This is a genomic window from Variovorax sp. TLI9-5A (assembly GCF_056867935.1).
On sequence record NZ_CP200310.1, the window covers coordinates 1,929,218 to 1,946,962 of the forward strand.

A 17,745-nucleotide genomic window follows, 5' to 3' on the forward strand; every position below is an offset into this window, starting at 1 on the left:
CCTTGACCGTCTGACCAAGTGACGTGCATTACTTTGGAAAGCGAGCACACCAAATGGCTAAACGAATTATGGCCGGGGCAGCAAAGCCGGCATCCGCGGACGCTACGACCACGACACGGGACCCGGCTGGTCTTCTGGAGAACAAGCTGGAGCAGCTGAACTCGCTGCTCTGGTGCTTCTACGGCGCTGGGGACGGATGGTTCCAGGATGCGGGGGAGGCGCATCGGGAGAATCTGCTTTGGATTGCTTCGGATTTGGCGCGGGAGGCTGTGGCGCTTTATCAGGAGATGAGTCCGGCTGGGTGACCGGGATTAGGGCGCCAAGCCTTTAAGGAGGGCTTGGCGCCCGTTCCAGTTTTTCGGCTCCTATCGCGAGTCCTTGCTTGAAGCGCTTACCGCCTGTGGTCGCCGACGGGGGCATTGATGCCCCTTGGTCTCCCCCACTCCGAAACCGTTGAGGCCACTGAATGGTGGTTGTGCGAGGCCGCTCATGCAGGCCTTCACCTCGAGAGATCCCACATCTAGACCCATCTACTCGGTCGGTGATGCTAAACCCCTAATGAAATACTTGTAGCATGAAGTAGCATTCTGCGGTCAATAACTAGAGGATCAGCGAAATGGCGGATGGCAATGTCCTTCGGATCGGGAGTGAGGGTCAAGCGGCCGCGTTCCTGGAAGGCGCGCTCGCAGGTCGATTCGATGGAAAAAACGTCGAGATTGAATTTCAAGACTGGCCAATTCTTAGTCTTCGAGCTAAGGGCGAAGGCTATGACAGCACGATCACGCCCGATATCGCTGAGGCTCTAGTCGAAATTCAGCATGCAATGAACCGTGCCTTCGCACGCCATGTTCATGGTAGTGGAAATGCTCGAGTTCTAACAGCAGATGAGCGACAGGAAATACAGTTCAAGGCGAAGGTCAAAAAGGGAAGCTCTCTTATTGAGGTCAACCTTGGCGAGTACGCGGAGAAGCTCTCAACAGCACTGGCGGGAAAAATGACTGGTACAGAGATTGTTGTGACCGTTCTCGGGCTGGCGTTCATCGCGGGGAGCACGTTGATGGTCAAGTCTTTCTTGAAAGGACGGGCCGAGGAGAAGCAGGCGGACCGCGACTTCCAAAAACTCGTTGCGCTGTCCCAGCAAGAGACGAAGCGACTAGAGACCGTCACGCGCGCGATGGCGGGAAACCCAAGGTTGAGAGCCGATCAAGAGGATTTTGACGAGAGCAGACGAGAGGTCCTGCGAAGTGTTGGCGATGCCTCCTCTCTAGAGGTCAATGGTGTTGAGATGTCGAACGCGATCGCACGCTCCATATCGACTTCTTCGCGCAGAAAGGCCAAGGAACTCCAACTCAACGGGAACTACAAGATCTTCAAAATCGATTGGCAGAATGAAGAGAATGTTCGTTTGTGGTTGGGTGGTGGAGATAGAAATGGCGAATTCGTGGCCTCCCTAGGGACGGACACCATCACGGATGAACACCGAGAGCTTCTTAAGACTGCTGAATGGGAGCGGAAGTCGCTGTACATGCAGATTAACGCCACGGAGCTGAGCGGTGATATCACTACAGCGCGCATCGTCAGCGTTTCTTGGCCGCGGAGGCCGAGGCGACTGCGCGAGGTGGACTCGGAGTAAGACGGTACTTCAAAGAGAATGCTTTTATGAACTCGGAGCCATTTACGACAATGGCTAAAAGAGCTCTTCGCTGTCTCGCACCGACGGTCACCCCAAAGATGCTCTCTTTAAGTCACCGGCGATCAGGTGCACTCAGCGAGTCGATCTCCGTCGAGTTGATCTCCCTTTTCAGAAGGTTGAGTCCCCAGGGAAGTGAGTCATGTGGTTTTGCGGCATCTCCAAGTAGAGCTTAAAGGGGAGGCCTCGAAGCAATGCGGGACGATCAATTGAACGATGCAAGTGGGACAGAGATGCCACGGTTTGTGCCATTCCTAAAGTGGGCCGGAGGTAAGCGCTGGCTTGTGAGCAGTCATGCCCATTTATTGCCAACAACTTTCAATAACTATATCGAACCGTTCGTTGGGGCAGGATCTGTCTATTTCCACCTGCAGCCGGACAAGGCACTACTTGGCGATGCAAATACTGAGCTAGTTGCGACATATCAAGCGATTCAGAGCGACTGGCAGGGGCTCGTCAGTAGCCTGCGATACCGCCAGCGGCGTCATCGAGAGGACGCAGACAGTTATTACTACTGGCTTCGCGGGAAGATGCCCGAGGACCTTACGCAGCGAGCGTCTAGGTTGATCTACTTGAATCGCACATGCTTCAACGGCATTTATCGTGTGAACCGTGAAGGGGAATTCAACGTACCCCGCGGGACAAAGAATAAAGTTCTTATCGAGACAGATAACTTTGCAGGGATGTCTCGGTTGCTGCAAGGTGCCGAGCTAGTAGCTGGGGACTTTGAGGTGCTGGTTAATCGGGCGAAGAAAGGCGACTTAGTCTTCGCAGATCCACCATACACCGTTCTGCACAACTACAACGGTTTTCTTAAGTACAACGAAATCTTGTTTTCTTGGGCGGACCAACAGCGACTTTCACAAGCGCTGCTGCGCGCGGCACGCCGTGGCGTGAAGATTTTTTGTACGAACGCCAATCACCAATCTGTGCGCAGCCTTTACACGAATCCGGAATTCACACTTAAGGTCGTCTCCCGGTACTCACGCATTTCCGCTGATAGCGCGAGCCGAAAAACCTTCGAAGAGCTGATCATCCGAGCCAACATCTAAGGAGAGCAAAAGAATGTCAGAACTTGGCGCACTGCTGAACACTGCCGCAACTCAAGGCAACCCGATTGATGCGCTGAGAGCGTTCCTAGCCCGTGAAGATGCTATGGAGACTGCACGCCAGATTGATCAAATGCGCTTCGTTGGCTACGTTCTAGAGCTCGGCTTCGACATAGCAAAAATTATTACAAGCGACCCGTACAAGTTGGCGGTCGGCGGCATACCCCGGGGGTCTTTTTTGATCATGACCCCAGTGAATGCCGGCAACACACCACCCCACTTCACATTGCTTCGTGTGACCGGTGTGTCGCCTACGCCGTTGTCGAGCCAGGTTCAACAGACATATTTTGAACTGCATAAGAAAGCGATGCCAGAACTCGACGTCTGGACGCAGAGCGAGTTGCAATGGGGGGCTCTCGATTGCGACGTACTCGGAATGTTCTATGCCAATCCGCAGGACATGCGCAAGCTTGGATTTTCTGGAGACGTGAATAACGTGGTTAGCGCGCATCGGTACAAGGTTTTTGCTCCTGATGACGCGCTGCTGAGGCTCATCGTTAACGGGATGGTTAAGCCAGATGATCGTATCGAGATCGGTGCGCTACGAACCATGGAATGTGGCCTGTACAGCACTGGCGGTGTTACGAACATCCCAGTAGAGATTTCGATGAAAGACTTCAAAGGTTGTCGAACCGCGATGTTTGGAAAAACCCGTCTGGGTAAATCTAATGTCGTGAAGTTGTTAGCGCAAGGTATGCTGGATGCCACCGAGCAAGACGGCTCGGTCGGTCAACTTATCTTTGACATCAACGGAGAGTACGCGAACGATAACCCTCAGGATGGGAATCGCTCGTTGCGCTCAGCGAATGAAGCGCGCTCTCAGGTCTATGCGTTGACCGCTCGCCCAGGCACGCCGTCGCGGCCCTTGCGAATGAATTTCTATGAGCAACCAACTGCTTGTCTTGAGGTGCTGGGACAGATGCTGGCTCAAGACAATAAGACTTCCATTTATATCCGGAGCTTCGCCGGAGTAACGCTTCCAGAAATAGCTGAGATCTCCGGCATGACCCCGTCAGATAGGTCGCGTGCTGTTCGCAAGATTCAGATGTATTGGGCAATACTCAACAAGGCGGGGTTTCCAGCGGACGAGTCACGCCTGAGAAATTTGAACCTTTATGCTTCAAAGCACGTTCAGCACTTTGACTGCCACTTCAATCAAGCGCTTAGAGAAGCTGCATACGCAGCAGTGCGAGGGGCTCAGTCGGTCCCACCAAACCCTACGAATTTGGACCAATTACAGACTGAATTGGAAGTCATTGCAGAGTTCAGGCGCGAGTTTCCCAACGATCAATCCCTTCAAAGCAGCGATGGTCGCCCGGGCTTCGATTCAGACGCGATGGCGCTGCTAGAGTTTTTGAATCCCGCAACTGGCGCTGGTCCTACGGTGATCCGTCCTTATCGCGAATACCACGCAGCAAATGCAGGGAATTTTCAAGAAGAGATCTTGAGACTGCTTGATCAGGGGCGAACAGTTATTTTGGATCTTGGAAACGCAACCGATTCTATTCGTAGATATTTCTCGAACATGCTCTCTTCAGCGGTTTTTAGCGCTCAAGAAAGCAAGTTTGTAGCAAACACATTGGGCAACAAGTATGTACAGCTTTACTTTGAAGAAGCTCACAACATTTTCCCGCCGGACAGCAAAGATCTAACTGGCGTGTATGCTCGGTTTGCTAAGGAAGGTGCCAAGTTTCACATCGGAATGGTGTATTCAACGCAGTCTCCTTCAACTATCAACAGAGAACTGCTTGCTCAAACGGAAAACTTCTTTGTTGGGCATCTTTCCAGCCAGGATGAAACAAGAGCCTTATCAAGAGTGCAAATCGCTTTCTCCGGTGTGGAAGAAGACATCCTGAGAGCAAAGACTCCTGGGTATATGCGAATGTTGACTATGTCGCACAGGTTTGTCGTACCAACCCAAGCTTCGAAATTCGAAGCTCGGCAAGCCTCTGCTGCCTAACGGAGACATCCCAATGCCATATAGTCAAGGCACACGGCTGCCGGGGGAGTCCGCATCAAAGTTGGGCCACTTGGCGGTTGTACAGAGCGATTGGGTGAGGAGTCTTGTTGAAGACTTTGAGAGCACAAAAGCTCTCGATGAAGACCCGTCTACTACGGCTTGGCAGTCCTTTGATTCAAACGGCGTTGAGCCATTAAGGAGCATTTGGGCTGTCGACGGTTCATTCGTGTCTGTGAGGTCCAGTCAGAAACCGCCAAAGGAAGTTGCGTTCGTCAAGACAGCGCTACTCATGCTGGACAAAGCCAAACTCGATGTCATCGACAAGGACCTTCCTCACCCTCTTTTACTGCGCGATGCCCTGAAGGACAGCGGAGTGCAACATGCCTCCGTCTTTCCTTTGAAGAACGTGCGTACGCCTTTGGGGAGCAACTACGAGGCCGTGCGTCACATCGTTCGCGATTCGATGCAAGTAGATCAGAGTGGGGCGTTTTACGAGACGTTCAGATGGCTTGCCTTTCGTAAATGGGACTCTGAATCTACGGCACGTTCGCCTGGATTTCAGTGCCCTCATTGCGGTCAGGAGATTCCCGACGGACTCGCTCATGGAACGGACTCGCGCCATTGTCCGCATTGCGAGGGCGAAGTGTTCTTATCCGATGTATGGGGCTTCCATTTGGAAATGGACGAGGACAGCGCTCCCGAGTCGCTGGCATCTTCCTACATGCTTGTCATGGAGCATCTGATGCTTTTCACAGCGGTCAGGCTGATGTGGCATCACACCGATCGAACATTGGTCACTGACACGCTATTCATCAAGGATGGTCCGCTGACTTTGCGGAGTCAGTATTCGAAGCTCGTGCCGAACATTCGTGCATTCCTTCAGTTCGCTAAGACACAACGGCGCCCTGTACACATCATCGGTCAAGAAAAAAGTGGAGCTTTTTTTGACCATCTTGACTCTATTGTGCGATTTGCCGCGCCACATTCGAGAGGTGAGCCAATTGGCTATGCCCCGCTTACGCATGCGTTCGTGCGGCGGGAGGTATATCGCTCGCCAGATCTGTCTAACCCATATGGATCACGCACAAACTGGGGCGAAAAGCTGTACGTGAAGATCGATCCGAACTCGCACATGGTATTAAACGTGCCGACAGGGGACTACCTTGACGATGCCGATCGACCCGTTGCGCAGGACCTTATTGGGCTGGCGCGAATATTGGCGACAGTGCCCTCGCTTATTAGTCACAAGTTTGAAGGTGCCATGTTTCCGGTAGAGCTCGCAAACGGGATTGCGTCAATGTCTAGTTATCCATCCGCGACCATCCTCCAGCGATTCCTTGACGGGCAGCAGCGCTGATCAGGAATTTCAGTGCGATGGCTGATGGAGCGCCATTGCAGGATTCCGCATTGTTCCGCTCGTCGGCCGCTTGAGACTACATAGCGGCTCGTGTAAACGCTGCCCGTGCTCCTGACCCAAACCCTCAATATCCCCGCCCCGGATCAACCACATCCATCGGCTCTTCCCCCTCCGCCACACGCAAGATATTCGCCGCGATCTGCCGCGCAGACGAGGAGGGAATCGCAACCGAAGCCAGATGCGGCGTGATCAGCACCTGCGGCATGCCCCACAGCGGGTCATCGGCTGGCAGCGGCTCGCGCTCGAACACATCGAGCGTCGCGCTGCCGATGTGCCCGCTCTGCAGCAGTGCCGTCAGCGCCGCCTGATCGACCAGCGCCCCGCGGGCCACATTCACGAAAGCAGCGCCGGGCCTCATGCGCTCCAGCCGTGCGCGGTCGAAAAGGCCTTTGGTATGCGGCGTGAGCGGCAGCATCAGCACGACGATGTCGGCCTGGCCGAGCACGTTGTCCAGCGTCTCCATGCCCGAGAAGCATTCCACGCCTTCGATCAGCCGCTGGCTGCGCGACCAGCCCAGCGTTCTGAAGCCCTGGCGCTGCACTTCGGTCGCGGCCATGGCGCCGAGATGGCCCAGGCCGAGTACGGCCACCGTGATTTCCTCGGGCGAGCGCGGGTGGCGGTAGGCCCATTCGCCGCGCCGTTGGGCCTGCTCGAAGTGGGGAATGTCGCGCGCATGGCGCAGCACGGCGAAGAGCACGTAGCCGGCCATCATGCGAGACATGTTCGGATCGGTGATGCGCGTGATGGGGATGCCGGCCGGCAGGTCGCTGCGCGAGACCAGCGCGTCGACGCCGGCGCCCAGGTTGACGATGAGCCGCAGGTTCAGCATCTGCTGGAAGAAGCCCTCTGGCGGCTTCCAGGCCATGGCGTAGTGCACGTCCTCGGGCCGCTCGAGGGCGCTGGAGTGGACCACCTGCAGGTCGGGCAGCTGCGCCTGCAGTGCCTTCTGCCAGGCGCCGAAATCGTCGAAGTCGCTGTAGAAGACCAGGGTGCCGAGGCGTTGCTGTGCCATCTTCATGTGCTCTTCTGCTGCTGTTCGCTGGCGCTGCGAACCAGCCGTGCCACGGCCTCGATCGCGAACTCGTAGCCGTCGCCACCCAGGCCCGCGATCACGCCATGGGCCGCCTTGGAGATGAAGGAGTGGTGGCGGAAGGGCTCGCGCTTCCAGATGTTGCTCATGTGGGCTTCGATGATCTTGCCGGGGAAGGCCAGCAGTGCGTCGAGGATGGCGATGGAGGTGTAGGTGAGGCCGGCCGCGTTGATGACGATGCCGTCGGCCACGCCGCGCGCCTCCTGGATCCAGTCGATCAGCTGGCCTTCGTGGTTGGACTGCAGGAAGCGCAAGCTCACGCCCAGCAACGCGGCCTTCTGCTCGCAGCGCGACTGCAGCACCGGAAAGCTGTCGCTGCCGTAGGTCTTGTTGGCATCCAGGCCATAGAGGTTGGCGTTGGGCCCGTTGAGGAACCAGACCGTGAGGGTAGGAGGAAGCGTGGTGGTGTTGCTCATCATGGGTGCTCTCAGGCTTCGTGGGGAATGGTGGCCTGCATGGCGGGCAGTTGCGCGAACTGGGCATACCAGCGCGTTGCGGCGGGATGGCTGGCGCGCCAGTCCAGTTCAGGAAAACGGAAGTCGAGGTAGCCGAGGCCGCAGCCGATGGCGACTTCGCCGATGGTGGGGCGGGCCACCGCCAGCTCCGGCGCGATGGCCTCGATGGTGCCCAGGCAGGCCGTGACCTTGGTCAGCAGCGCCTGGCGCCAGACGGGCCACTGCATTTCAGTGGGCCGCGCCGTGAGTTCGTAGCGCGCAAGCAGCGCGGCGTCGAGCAGGCCGTCGCCCATCGACTGGCGCGTGAGCGCCTTCCAGCGCGCGGGGCCGGCCGGCGGAAAGATGCCGGCGCTGCCCAGGCTGTCGATGTATTCGCAGATCACGCGGCTGTCGTAGAGCGACTCGCCGTCGTCCAATATCAGCGTGGGCACCTTGGCCAGCGGGTTGTGCGCCGCGATGCGGCTGTCGCGGCGCACCGGATGCGCGGCGCTGTCGAGCCATTCGATGCGTTCGGCCTGGCCGCTCAGGTGTGCGCAGACCATGACCTTGCGCACGAAGGGCGAGGTTGGGGCATACAGCAGTCGCATGATGCTCAAGGCTCCAGGACGAGTTTGCCGAACACCTGGCCGCTCTCCAGCAGCACGTGGGCCTGTGCGGCCTGGGCCAGCGGCAGCCGCGCATGCAGGCGCGGCGCGATGCGTCCGCTGGCGAGCAGCGGCAGCACGTGGCGCGCAATGGCCTGGGCCATGCGCGTCTTCTCGGCATGGGTCTGCGGGCGCATGGTGGATGAATGCAGGCTCAGCTGGCGCTGCATCAGCGTGAGCAGTTCCACCGTGACGGCGGACCCCTGCATGAATGAAAGGCTCACGTGCCGGCCGCCAAAGGCCATGGCCTGCAGGTTGCGGCGCACGTAGTCGCCGCCGACGATGTCCAGCACCACGTTCACGCCGCGCCCGTTGGTGAAGTCGATGCAGGCCTGCACGAAGTCGGTGGTGGGCCAGCAGACTGCGAGGTCGGCGCCCATGGCTTTCAGTTCTGCGAAGCGGGCCTCGTCGCTCGCGGTCGCGATGACGGTGCAGCCGGCCGCATGCGCCATCTGCACTGCCAGCGAGCCGATGCCGCCCGTGGCGCCGTGGATCAGCACGGTCTCGCCCATGGTCAGCCGGCCCAGCTCGAAGAGGTTGTGCCAGACGGTGAAGAGCCCTTCAGGCAGGGCCGCTGCCTCTGCGTCGGACAGCCGCGCCGGCACTGCGAACGAATGGTCCACTGCAGCCACGCACCAGGGCGCATAGCCGCCGCCGGGCACGAGCGCCATGCGCCGCGTGCCGCGCAGCGCGGTGTCGACGCCCGGGCCGCAGGCGACGACCTCGCCGCAGACTTCGAGGCCCAGCACGTCGGTGACGCCGGGCGCGGGCTTGGCGATGCCCTGGCGCTGCATGATGTCGGGCCGGTTGATGCCGGCGGCCAGCACGCGCAGCAGCACTTCGCCGGGGCCAGGTTGCGGCACGGGCCGCTCGGCGAGCACCAGCACGCTGGCATCGCCCGGTTCGCGGGCCACGATGGCCTGCATGGTGGAGGGCAGGGCTTCGCTCATGGCTGGGGGCTGAAGACGCTCACGCCTTCAGGGGCCAGAGCCAGTCCTGCGACCGAGCCGACCGGCCATTGCCGCATGGCCGTGAGGCCCGGGCTGCGCACGGTGACGATCTGGCGTGCCGTCATCGGCAGGTCGACATCGACGAAGGTGTTGATGTGGTCGCCCTGGAACACGTGGTTGACCACGGTGCCGCTGAGCACCGAGGCCGGGTGCAGGTTCTCCAGCCGCAGGTGCTCGGGCCGCACATAGACGTCGAGCCGCTCGCCTTCATGCGAGGCGTGCACCAGCCGGTCCTGCGACAGGCTGATGAGCCCCGAGCCCAGGCGCAGCTGCACGTCGCCCGCGCCCTTGCCGTGGTAGTGGGCCGGCAGGATGTTCACGTCGCCCAGGAAGGACGCGACGAAAGGGTCCTGCGGGCTCTGGTAGAGCTCGGCCGGCGGCGCGATCTGGCGGATCACGCCCGCCGACATCACCGCGATGCGATCGGACATGGCCAGCGCCTCGCCTTGGTCGTGCGTGACGAACACGGTGGTCAGGCCCAGGCGGCGCTGGATCTCGCGGATCTCCACCTGCATGGAGCCGCGCAGGCTCTTGTCCAGGGCCGAGAAGGGTTCGTCGAGCAGCAGCACCTTGGGCTGGATGACGAGCGCGCGCGCCAGTGCCACGCGCTGCTGCTGGCCGCCCGAGAGTTCGCGCGGCTTGCGGTGGCCCAGGCCGTCGAGCTTGACCATGGCCATGGCCTCGCGGATGCGCCTGGCGGCTTCGTCCGTGGGCACGCCCTGCATGCGCAGGCCGTAGCCGATGTTGCGCTCCACCGTCATGTGCGGGAACAGCGCGTAGTTCTGGAACACCAGGCCGATCTTGCGCAGGTGCGGCGGGTCGCTGGTGACGGGGCGGCCTTCGATGAAGACCTCGCCGCTGTCGGCCTCGGCAAAGCCTGCGATCAGGTTCAGCAGCGTGGTCTTGCCGCACCCCGAAGGCCCCAGCAGGGTGAGGAACTCGCCGCGCCGGATCTTCAGCGAGACATCGCGCAGCACGGTCTGGTCGTGGTACTTCTTGACCACGCCTTCGATGCTGACGGCCACGTCGGACACGTTGGCCACATTTGCGGCAGCAGGGCCGAGCTCGGAAGGGACAGGATTCATGGGCCGAAACGATAAGCCCATCGGCTGCCGTCGGGCCTTTGCAGATATTGAGGCCGCCCCTCGGAAAAAACGAAACAGGCGATTCCTCCAGCGTGAGCGCAGCGCCTTCGCTGCGTTGCCGCTGCGCTTCGCTTTTTCCTAAGCCTTGCGTCTGAAAAACATGATTTTCAAACGCGGTGCCCTTCATCAGACTCGCCCCCCAATCGGTGCCTGGCAGTGCCGGCCCGCCCGGCCGAGATCTCCGGCGCCGATCATCCTGAGGAACATCAAATGTCAGTGGAGTCAGTGGAGAAAATCAACACCCTCGTGGTCGGCGCAGGCCAGGCCGGCATCGCGATGAGCGAGCATCTGGCGGCCATGGGTGTTTCGCACCTCGTGCTCGAACGCAATCGCATCGCGGAGCGCTGGCGCTCGGAGCGCTGGGATTCGCTGGTCGCCAACGGCCCGGCCTGGCACGACCGCTTTCCGGGGCTGAAGTTCGAGGGCATCTCGCCCGAGGCCTTTCCGCCCAAGGAGCGCATGGCGCAGTACTTCGAGGACTACGCAGCCATGCTGAAGGCCCCCGTGCGCACCGGCGTGGAGGTGCAGCGCGTCGAGCGCCATGTCGGCCGACCGGGCTTCAAGGTGACCACTTCGCAGGGCGTGATCGAGGCGATGAACGTGGTCGCGGCCACCGGCCCGTTCCAGATTCCGGCCTATCCCGCCATCGTGCCGGCCGATGCGCCGGTCGCGCAGCTGCATTCGTCGGCCTACAAGAACCCGGGCCAGCTGGCCGATGGTGCGGTGCTGGTGGTGGGTGCGGGCGCTTCGGGCTCGCAGATCGCGGAAGAGCTGCGCCAGGCCGGGCGCAAGGTGTACCTGTCGGTGGGCGAGCATTACCGTCCGCCGCGCGCCTACCGCGGGCGCGACTACTGCTGGTGGCTGGGCGCGCTCGGCCTGTGGGACGAAGTGCGCATCAAGCCCAAGAAGAAGCACGTGGCCTTTGCCGTGAGCGGTTATGAAGGCGGCCGCACGGTGGACTTCCGTCGCCTGGCGCATGCGGGCATCGAACTGGTGGGCCTGACCGAGTCCTACGAGGGCGGCGTGATGCGCTTCGCCGAAGGCCTGGCCCGCAACGTGGCGGAGGGCGACCAGGCCTACTTCGACGTGCTGCGCGAAGCCGATGCGTACATCGAGCAGAACGGCCTGCCGTTTCCGCCCGAGCCCGAGGCCTGGGAGCTGCTGCCCGACCCCGCATGCCTGACCGAACCCATCCTGAGCCTGGACCTGAGCGAGGCCGGCATCACCACCGTGCTGTGGGCCACGGGCTTCAAGTTCGACTACAGCTGGCTGCAGGTCAATGCCTTCCACGAGAACGGCGAGCCGTACCACAAGCGCGGCATATCGGCGGAAAGCGGCATCTACTTCCTGGGCCTGCCGAACCTGGTGAACCGCGCCTCGTCGTTCATCTACGGCGTGTGGCACGACGCCAAGTACATCGCCGACCACATCCTTTTGCAGCAGGGCTACATGTCCTACGAAAAGAGCTGAGCGCGCGGGCTGCATAAGTGCTGCATCAATGAGAAGGCCGCCGGATCCTGCGATCCGGCGGCCTTCGTCATTCAGTGCGCGCCGTGGGCCGCAGCACTCTGCGGCTTGCTGATGTATCCAGTCAGCGGCAGAGGAAGTCGACGAGCCCGGCCAGCATGCGGTCGCAGGCCTGCAGCTGCGACAGCTCCACGTATTCGTCGGCCTTGTGCGCCACGGTGATGCTGCCGGGGCCGCACACCAGCACGGGCGTCTGCTGCCAGCTCTGCTTGAACAGGCCGCCCTCGCTGCCGTAGTCGACCTTGGTGGTGGGCGTGCCCTCGGGCAGCAGTCCGCGCAGCAGGCCGACGGCGGGCGCGTCTTCCGGCGTCGAAAGGCTGGGGTAGCTGTTCTGCAGCGTGACCTCGGGCAGCGGTGCGTCGGCATGCTGGGCCTCGCGCTTCACGCGTGCGGCCAGGTTCTGCAGGATGCGTTCGAGGATCTGCGCCGGTTCGTCCTGCGCGACGTTGCGGATCTCGAAGTTCAGCGTGCATTCGCTGGGCACGATGTTGAGCGCGCGGCCGCCCTGGATGGTGCCCACGTGCACGGTGGAGTAGGGCACGCCGTAGCCTTCTTCGCGCGGGCCGCTCTCGGCCAGCTCGCGCTGCACCTCGCGCGCCGAGGCCACGAGGTCGCTGGCCATGTGGATGGCATTGACGAACTGCGGCGCCAGGCCCGAGTGTCCGGCCTCGCCGCAGCAGACCGCACGGTAGGCGGCCTTGCCCTTGTGGCCGGTGCCGATGCGCATCAGCGTGGGCTCGCCGACGATGCACAGGTACGGCGCCGGAAGATGGCCTTCGAGCCGGCGCAACAGATGGCGCACGCCGACGCAGCCGATTTCCTCGTCGAAGGACAGAGCAAGTTGCAGCGGCCTTTTCAGCGGCCGCCCCGCAGCCGCCACCATGGCGGTGACCGCGCAGGCGACGAAGCCCTTCATGTCGGCTGCGCCGCGTCCGTAGATGCGGCCGTCCCTGTGCGTGGCCTCGAAAGGCGGCGAGGTCCAGGGCTGCCCTTCCACGGGCACCACGTCGGTGTGGCCCGACAGCAGCACGCCGGGCACGCCCTCGGGCCCGACCGAGGCGAACAGGTTGGTGCGGCGCGGGTCCTCGGGGGCCGGCGCGCGCGTGGAGGCGATGCCGGCGGACGACAGGATCTCTTGCACCGCGGCGATGAGTCCGTCGTTGGGCCGAAGGGAGACGGAGGGAAAGGCGATCAGCGTCTCCAGCAGGGAGACGCTGGAGACGCTGGCGGAAGGTTCAGGGGTCATGGTTTTTGCGCAGGTGGCACGTCGGACGACTCCGGCGCCACGGGATGGGGATCGAAGAAGCTGGCTGCGCTCATGCCCGGGATGTACTGGTCGGAGATGTAGGCGCGGCAGCGGTCCATGAAGGCCTGGGTCAGCCGCGATTGCTTCATGGGTTTGTAGGTGGCCAGCCCCAGGAGCATGGGGCGGTTCTTGCCGGCCAGGCGCACGCGCACCAGGCGCTTGCCGTCCAGCGACAGGTTGGACTTGGGCCGCACGTTGAACAGCGCATAGCCGATGCCGTTGGCGGCCATGGAGCGCACCACCTCTTCCGAACGCGAACGCGCCACGATGTTGGGCGCGAGGCCGACGCTGGCGAACAGCGAGGTGAAGTAGTCGCGGCTCATGGGCAGGTCGAGCAGCACGAAGGGCTGCGGGGCGAGCTCCTCGAAGGTGACGGCCTTCTGTTGCGCGAGCGGATGCAGTTCGCTCACCAGCACGTAGGGCGGCAGCGTGGCCAGGCTCTCGAACTCGATGTCGTCGTCCAGGCGCAGGTCGTAGGTGAGGGCCACGTCGATCTCGAGCGAGCGCAGCTTGTTCATGAGCACTTCCTGGTCGCCCTCCACCATCTGCATCTCGACCCGCTCGAAGGCGCGCGCGAAGCGGAAGATGACCTCCGGCGCGATCATGGCCGTCAGCGACTGGAAGCTGCCCACGCGCAGCGGGCCCTGCATCACGTCGCCGGTGTCGGAGGCGATCTCGTACAGGCGCGAGGAGCGTTCGAGCACGTCCTGGCACTGGTTCAGCACCAGCGTGCCGATGGCCGTGAGCCCCAGCCCCTTGGAAGGGTGGCGCACGAACAGCTGGACGTTGAGTTCGCTCTCGATGTGAGCGATGGCCGCGGAGATCGAAGGGGAGGAGATGTGGATCTGCGCGGAGGCCGCGGCGATGCTGCCGTGCTTGGCCGTCGCGACGAAGTACTCCATCTGGCGCAGGGAGACGCGGTTGAGCATGTCGGTACAGGAAGGCGCGCCACGCGCGGCGCGAAAGCGAGCGCGCCAGTTTAGCGACACCCCTGCGTCAGAGATTGCCGGGCACACCGAAGCTGGGGGCTGCGCGCGGGTCCAGGGCCCGCGTGATGTAGGCCTCCTGCTGCGGCGCGTAGACCTGCCAGGTGGCGTACAGCGCCTGTACGGGGTCGGATTCGACCCAGTCCAGCCGCAGGTCGACCACGGGCCAGTTCTGCGTGCCGTAGACCAGCAATCCCGCTGAATGCACGGGGCCTTCCTCGCCGCCGGCTGCCTGGCCGGCGAGCATGGCCTGCATCAGTCGCTCCGCCAGCGCCCCCTCGGCTTTCTCGAAGGCCGCCAGCATGGCCGCCGGCACCTCGCGGTTGTGCAGCATGTTGCCGGCGCAGGCCGCGTGCGTGCCCACCACGCTTGCCAGGGTACCCAGCGCGTTGGCGCCGGTGAACACCACCGGCGGGTTGTGTGCGTCGATGGCCATGAGCTGGCGGTAGTCGATGAAGGGCCGCTGCTGCTGCAGCTGCGCCACGGCCTGCGCGGGCGTGTTGCCGGCGGCCATCAGGTCGAGCAGCAGCGGGCCCAGGTCGGGGTCGGTGATGTTCTGGCTGGCGGCGGCGCCCACGCCACGGCGGCCGCGCACGCAGCGCGACGCCACGGCAGGCGAAGAAGAAGCCACGGCCGCACCGAACTGGCCGGTGGCGGGACAGCGCGCAACGATGGAGAAGGTCATGGCGCTCAGTCGGGAATGACGGCGGTGGCGTCGATCTCCACCAGCCATTCGGGGCGGGCCAGGGCCGAGACCACGATGCCCGTGGACACCGGGAACACGCCCTTGAGCCAGCGGCCGACCACGAGGTAGACGGCCTCGCGGTAGCGCGGGTCGATGATGTAGATGGTGATCTTGCAGATGTCCTGCAGCTCGCCGCCGGCTTCCTCCAGCAGCATGGCGATGTTGGACATGGCCTGTTCGGCCTGCCCGGCGACGTCGCCGATGCACACGCTCTCGGAGGTTTCCAGGTTCTGGCCGATCTGCCCGCGCAGGAACACGGTGCGGCCGCGCGCGACGACGGCCTGGCAGAGGTCGTTGTCCAGCTTCTGTTCCGGGTAGGTCACCTTGGTGTTGAAAGGACGGATGCGGGTGTGCTTCATGGTCGCTGCAGGGGGCTGGGGGCAAGAGACGCCGATGGCGCCGGGACCGGCATGGTCGTCGGCGCCGGCCGTCGGCGCCATTTGTTTTTTCCGTGCGACCGTTTAGGAATTTCCGAGCGGCACGCGCGCCGGGGCCCTCGGAAAATTTGAGCCACCTGTACGTAAAAGGCGATTAGGCCGCGGCGTAAGCCATTCCTATGATCCGGCCCCGTGATGCAGGTGCTGCACACGCAGAAGGTGTTGCAGGTGTTTCAGGGCACCTGCAGCCGCAGTACCGACAGATGTTCAACTTTTACGATCGAGGTTCAATCAATGATTCGCAAGCTTCTGACTTTGTGCGCGCTCTCCGCCGCGCTGGGCGGCACCACCGCATGGGCACAGGACAACGCGCTCGTGGTGAGCACCTGGGGCGGCAGCTTCCGTGACCTCATCGACGACAACATCGGCAAGGAATTCACCCGCCAGACCGGCGTGCCCGTGAAGTACGTGACGGGCGGCACCATCGATCGCCTGAACAAGGCCAAGCTGGCCGCCAAGCCCGAGAGCGACATCACCTTCACCACCTCGCACGTGGGCTGGCTGTATGTGAACAGCAACCTGTTCGAGCAGATCGACACCGCCAAGATCCCGAACTACGCCAACTTGGTGGACCGCGCCAAAATCAGCCCGTACCACATCGGCAGCTGGGCGTACGTCTACTCCATCGGCTACCGCCCCGACCTGGTGCCCGCCAGCATCAAGCTCGAAAGCTGGAACGACCTGTGGAACCCGGCGCTCAAGGGCAAGCTCAGCGCGCCCGACTTCGACCCGAGCCACATCATCGCGGTGTCGGCCATGCTCTCGGGCGGCGACGCCGCCACCTGGGAGAAGGGCCAGGACAAGCTCAAGGCGCTCAAGCCTAACTTCAAGGCCTTCTACACCAACGACGCCAACGCACAGCAGCTGATCGCCACCGGCGAGACGCCCGTGGAAGTGATCCTGTCGATGAACGCGTACCACATGGCCAGCCAGGGCGTGCCGATCAAGGTCGTCATGCCCAAGGAAGGCGCGGTGCTCGGCGTGGACACCATGGCCATCATGAAGGGCACGACCAAGGCCGACCTGGCCTACAAGTTCCTGAACATCGCGCTGTCGGCCGACGTGCAGTCGAAGATCGTCGCCTCCAAGAAGGCCAGCCCGGTCGTCACCAACGCGAAGGTCTCGGCCGAGGACGCCAAGCTGCCCGGCGTGTTCACCACCAAGGCGCAGTGGGACACCCAGGCCATCGTGATCGACAACAAGCTGCGCGCCGAGAAGACCGCCGAATGGCGCAAGTGGTTCACCGAGAACATCATGAACTGACCCCTCACTGGAGCACGCAAGCCGGGGAGACCGGCGCGGCCGATGCCGCGCCGGTCTCCCCGCGACGATCGAGCATCTGAAGAAGTTGAATGTTGTTGGGAAGGGCGGGAATGCGTTCCGATCTACGGGCCTGGCTGGTGTCTCCGGCCGTCATTGTTGCGGCGGGCATCGCCGTGTCGCTGCTGGCCGTGCTGCAGTTCAGCTTCCGCGCCTTCGTGCCCGGCTCGCTGGACGTGGGCGGTCTCACGCTGGAGAACTTCAGCGGACTGACCAAGTCGATCTATCTCTCCGCGTTCGCCAACACCCTGCTGCTGAGCGTGGAGACGACGGTGTTCTCGCTGCTGGCAGCCTATCCGCTGGCCTACGCGCTGGTGCGCGTGCGCAACCGCGCGCTCAAGTCCTTCATCCTCGTGGTGTCGATCACGCCGCTGTTCCTGGGCGAGATCGTGCGCACCTACTCCTGGATCGCGGTGCTGGGCAGCAACGGCTTCATCAACGGCGTGCTGCGCCGTGTCGGGCTGATCGAGTGGCCGCTGGAGCTCATGTTCACCCACCTGGGCGTCCTGGTGGCGCTGGTGCACGTGACCATCCCGGTGGTGGTGCTGATGCTGGCCACGGCCATCTCCCACATCGACCGCGACTACGAGAAGGCCGCGCAGAGCTTGGGCGCGGGCCCGGTCAAGACCTTCCTCACGGTCACGCTGCCGCTGTCCATGCCCGGCATCCTCGCCAGCATCACCACGGCCTTTGCATGGACCTTCAGCGCCTTCGCCACGCCGCAGATGATCGGCGGCGGCCGCGTGCCGACCGTGTCCACGCTGGTCTACCAACTCGGCTTCTCGTCGATGAATTTCCCGCTGGCCGCGAGCCTGAGCGTGGTCGGCCTGCTGCTGACCGCTGCCGCGCTGCTCGCGCTGGGCCAGCTGACCAAACGGCTGAAGGCCGTCGGAGGGCACTGACA

Annotated in this window: 16 protein-coding genes; 7 read left to right on the forward strand and 9 right to left on the reverse strand. The window is 62.4% G+C overall.

Annotated elements, in window-relative coordinates; translation table 11 throughout:
- The first annotated feature begins 616 nt into the window (after positions 1-616).
- From AC1VNX_RS09440 to AC1VNX_RS09455, 4 genes are all read left to right on the forward strand, one after another.
- On the forward strand, positions 617-1,633 hold the full coding sequence (locus tag AC1VNX_RS09440) for a hypothetical protein (RefSeq protein ID WP_483156463.1): 1,017 nt from the start codon (positions 617-619) through the stop codon (positions 1,631-1,633).
- A gap of 251 nt (positions 1,634-1,884) precedes the next feature.
- Complete coding sequence (locus tag AC1VNX_RS09445) at positions 1,885-2,742, forward strand: DNA adenine methylase (protein WP_483156464.1); 858 nt, start codon at positions 1,885-1,887, stop codon at positions 2,740-2,742.
- 13 nt (positions 2,743-2,755) lie between these two features.
- Positions 2,756-4,759, forward strand: a complete 2,004-nt coding sequence (locus AC1VNX_RS09450; protein WP_483156465.1) for an ATP-binding protein — start codon at positions 2,756-2,758, stop codon at positions 4,757-4,759.
- 289 nt (positions 4,760-5,048) lie between these two features.
- Entirely contained in the window at positions 5,049-6,116 is a 1,068-nt protein-coding gene (locus tag AC1VNX_RS09455) for a hypothetical protein (protein WP_483156466.1), read from the forward strand.
- 124 nt (positions 6,117-6,240) lie between these two features.
- Here the strand turns inward: AC1VNX_RS09455 and AC1VNX_RS09460 are convergent, their stop codons facing one another.
- The 5 genes from AC1VNX_RS09460 to AC1VNX_RS09480 are packed head-to-tail and all read right to left on the reverse strand — an operon-like array spanning position 6,241 to position 10,460.
- Positions 6,241-7,194: a 2-hydroxyacid dehydrogenase gene (locus AC1VNX_RS09460; protein ID WP_483156467.1), complete on the reverse strand. Its 954-nt coding sequence runs from the start codon at positions 7,192-7,194 to the stop codon at positions 6,241-6,243.
- Positions 7,191-7,682, reverse strand: coding sequence for a type II 3-dehydroquinate dehydratase (locus AC1VNX_RS09465; RefSeq protein ID WP_483161919.1), 492 nt, complete (start codon positions 7,680-7,682; stop codon positions 7,191-7,193). Before AC1VNX_RS09465 ends, AC1VNX_RS09460 begins: the two co-directional genes overlap by 4 nt.
- Before the next feature lie 11 nt (positions 7,683-7,693).
- On the reverse strand, positions 7,694-8,308 hold the full coding sequence (locus AC1VNX_RS09470) for a glutathione S-transferase (protein ID WP_483161920.1): 615 nt from the start codon (positions 8,306-8,308) through the stop codon (positions 7,694-7,696).
- 5 nt (positions 8,309-8,313) lie between these two features.
- Positions 8,314-9,315, reverse strand: a complete 1,002-nt coding sequence (locus AC1VNX_RS09475; RefSeq protein WP_483156468.1) for an NAD(P)H-quinone oxidoreductase — start codon at positions 9,313-9,315, stop codon at positions 8,314-8,316.
- Positions 9,312-10,460: an ABC transporter ATP-binding protein gene (locus tag AC1VNX_RS09480; protein WP_483156469.1), complete on the reverse strand. Its 1,149-nt coding sequence runs from the start codon at positions 10,458-10,460 to the stop codon at positions 9,312-9,314. Before AC1VNX_RS09480 ends, AC1VNX_RS09475 begins: the two co-directional genes overlap by 4 nt.
- A 270-nt stretch (positions 10,461-10,730) precedes the next feature.
- On the opposite strand from AC1VNX_RS09480, the gene AC1VNX_RS09485 reads away from it, so the two are divergent.
- Positions 10,731-11,990, forward strand: a complete 1,260-nt coding sequence (locus AC1VNX_RS09485) for a flavin-containing monooxygenase (RefSeq protein ID WP_483156470.1) — start codon at positions 10,731-10,733, stop codon at positions 11,988-11,990.
- A 121-nt stretch (positions 11,991-12,111) separates the two neighbouring features.
- On the opposite strand, the gene argE is transcribed toward AC1VNX_RS09485, so the two are convergent.
- The 4 genes from argE to AC1VNX_RS09505 form a co-directional block, all read right to left on the reverse strand.
- Complete coding sequence (gene argE, locus AC1VNX_RS09490; protein WP_483156471.1) at positions 12,112-13,293, reverse strand: acetylornithine deacetylase; 1,182 nt, start codon at positions 13,291-13,293, stop codon at positions 12,112-12,114.
- Complete coding sequence (locus AC1VNX_RS09495) at positions 13,290-14,282, reverse strand: LysR family transcriptional regulator (RefSeq protein WP_483156472.1); 993 nt, start codon at positions 14,280-14,282, stop codon at positions 13,290-13,292. Before AC1VNX_RS09495 ends, argE begins: the two co-directional genes overlap by 4 nt.
- A gap of 67 nt (positions 14,283-14,349) precedes the next feature.
- Positions 14,350-15,024 carry a DUF1028 domain-containing protein gene (locus tag AC1VNX_RS09500; RefSeq protein ID WP_483156473.1) on the reverse strand — a complete coding sequence of 225 codons (675 nt, stop codon included), beginning with the start codon at positions 15,022-15,024 and terminating at the stop codon, positions 14,350-14,352.
- A 5-nt stretch (positions 15,025-15,029) separates the two neighbouring features.
- A complete protein-coding gene (locus AC1VNX_RS09505) occupies positions 15,030-15,443 on the reverse strand; it encodes a RidA family protein (RefSeq protein WP_019656931.1) in 414 nt (137 codons plus the stop codon).
- Positions 15,444-15,755: 312 nt separating this feature from the next.
- Here AC1VNX_RS09505 and AC1VNX_RS09510 point away from each other — a divergent pair, with 312 nt between their 5' ends.
- Together AC1VNX_RS09510 and AC1VNX_RS09515 are read left to right on the forward strand one after the other, a co-directional pair.
- A complete protein-coding gene (locus AC1VNX_RS09510) occupies positions 15,756-16,784 on the forward strand; it encodes an ABC transporter substrate-binding protein (protein WP_483156474.1) in 1,029 nt (342 codons plus the stop codon).
- 110 nt (positions 16,785-16,894) lie between these two features.
- Complete coding sequence (locus AC1VNX_RS09515; protein ID WP_483156475.1) at positions 16,895-17,743, forward strand: ABC transporter permease; 849 nt, start codon at positions 16,895-16,897, stop codon at positions 17,741-17,743.
- Positions 17,744-17,745: the final 2 nt, after the last annotated feature.

Bases quoted from the DNA above. Each gene is read 5' to 3' on its own strand.
- AC1VNX_RS09440 (WP_483156463.1), top strand. From the start codon at position 617: ATGGCGGATGGCAATGTCCTTCGGATCGGGAGTGAGGGTCAAGCGGCC.
- AC1VNX_RS09445 (WP_483156464.1), top strand. From the start codon at position 1,885: ATGCGGGACGATCAATTGAACGATGCAAGTGGGACAGAGATGCCACGG.
- AC1VNX_RS09450 (WP_483156465.1), top strand. From the start codon at position 2,756: ATGTCAGAACTTGGCGCACTGCTGAACACTGCCGCAACTCAAGGCAAC.
- AC1VNX_RS09455 (WP_483156466.1), top strand. From the start codon at position 5,049: ATGCTGGACAAAGCCAAACTCGATGTCATCGACAAGGACCTTCCTCAC.
- AC1VNX_RS09460 (WP_483156467.1), bottom strand. From the start codon at position 7,194: ATGAAGATGGCACAGCAACGCCTCGGCACCCTGGTCTTCTACAGCGAC.
- AC1VNX_RS09465 (WP_483161919.1), bottom strand. From the start codon at position 7,682: ATGAGCAACACCACCACGCTTCCTCCTACCCTCACGGTCTGGTTCCTC.
- AC1VNX_RS09470 (WP_483161920.1), bottom strand. From the start codon at position 8,308: ATGCGACTGCTGTATGCCCCAACCTCGCCCTTCGTGCGCAAGGTCATG.
- AC1VNX_RS09475 (WP_483156468.1), bottom strand. From the start codon at position 9,315: ATGAGCGAAGCCCTGCCCTCCACCATGCAGGCCATCGTGGCCCGCGAA.
- AC1VNX_RS09480 (WP_483156469.1), bottom strand. From the start codon at position 10,460: ATGAATCCTGTCCCTTCCGAGCTCGGCCCTGCTGCCGCAAATGTGGCC.
- AC1VNX_RS09485 (WP_483156470.1), top strand. From the start codon at position 10,731: ATGTCAGTGGAGTCAGTGGAGAAAATCAACACCCTCGTGGTCGGCGCA.
- argE (WP_483156471.1), bottom strand. From the start codon at position 13,293: ATGACCCCTGAACCTTCCGCCAGCGTCTCCAGCGTCTCCCTGCTGGAG.
- AC1VNX_RS09495 (WP_483156472.1), bottom strand. From the start codon at position 14,282: ATGCTCAACCGCGTCTCCCTGCGCCAGATGGAGTACTTCGTCGCGACG.
- AC1VNX_RS09500 (WP_483156473.1), bottom strand. From the start codon at position 15,024: ATGACCTTCTCCATCGTTGCGCGCTGTCCCGCCACCGGCCAGTTCGGT.
- AC1VNX_RS09505 (WP_019656931.1), bottom strand. From the start codon at position 15,443: ATGAAGCACACCCGCATCCGTCCTTTCAACACCAAGGTGACCTACCCG.
- AC1VNX_RS09510 (WP_483156474.1), top strand. From the start codon at position 15,756: ATGATTCGCAAGCTTCTGACTTTGTGCGCGCTCTCCGCCGCGCTGGGC.
- AC1VNX_RS09515 (WP_483156475.1), top strand. From the start codon at position 16,895: ATGCGTTCCGATCTACGGGCCTGGCTGGTGTCTCCGGCCGTCATTGTT.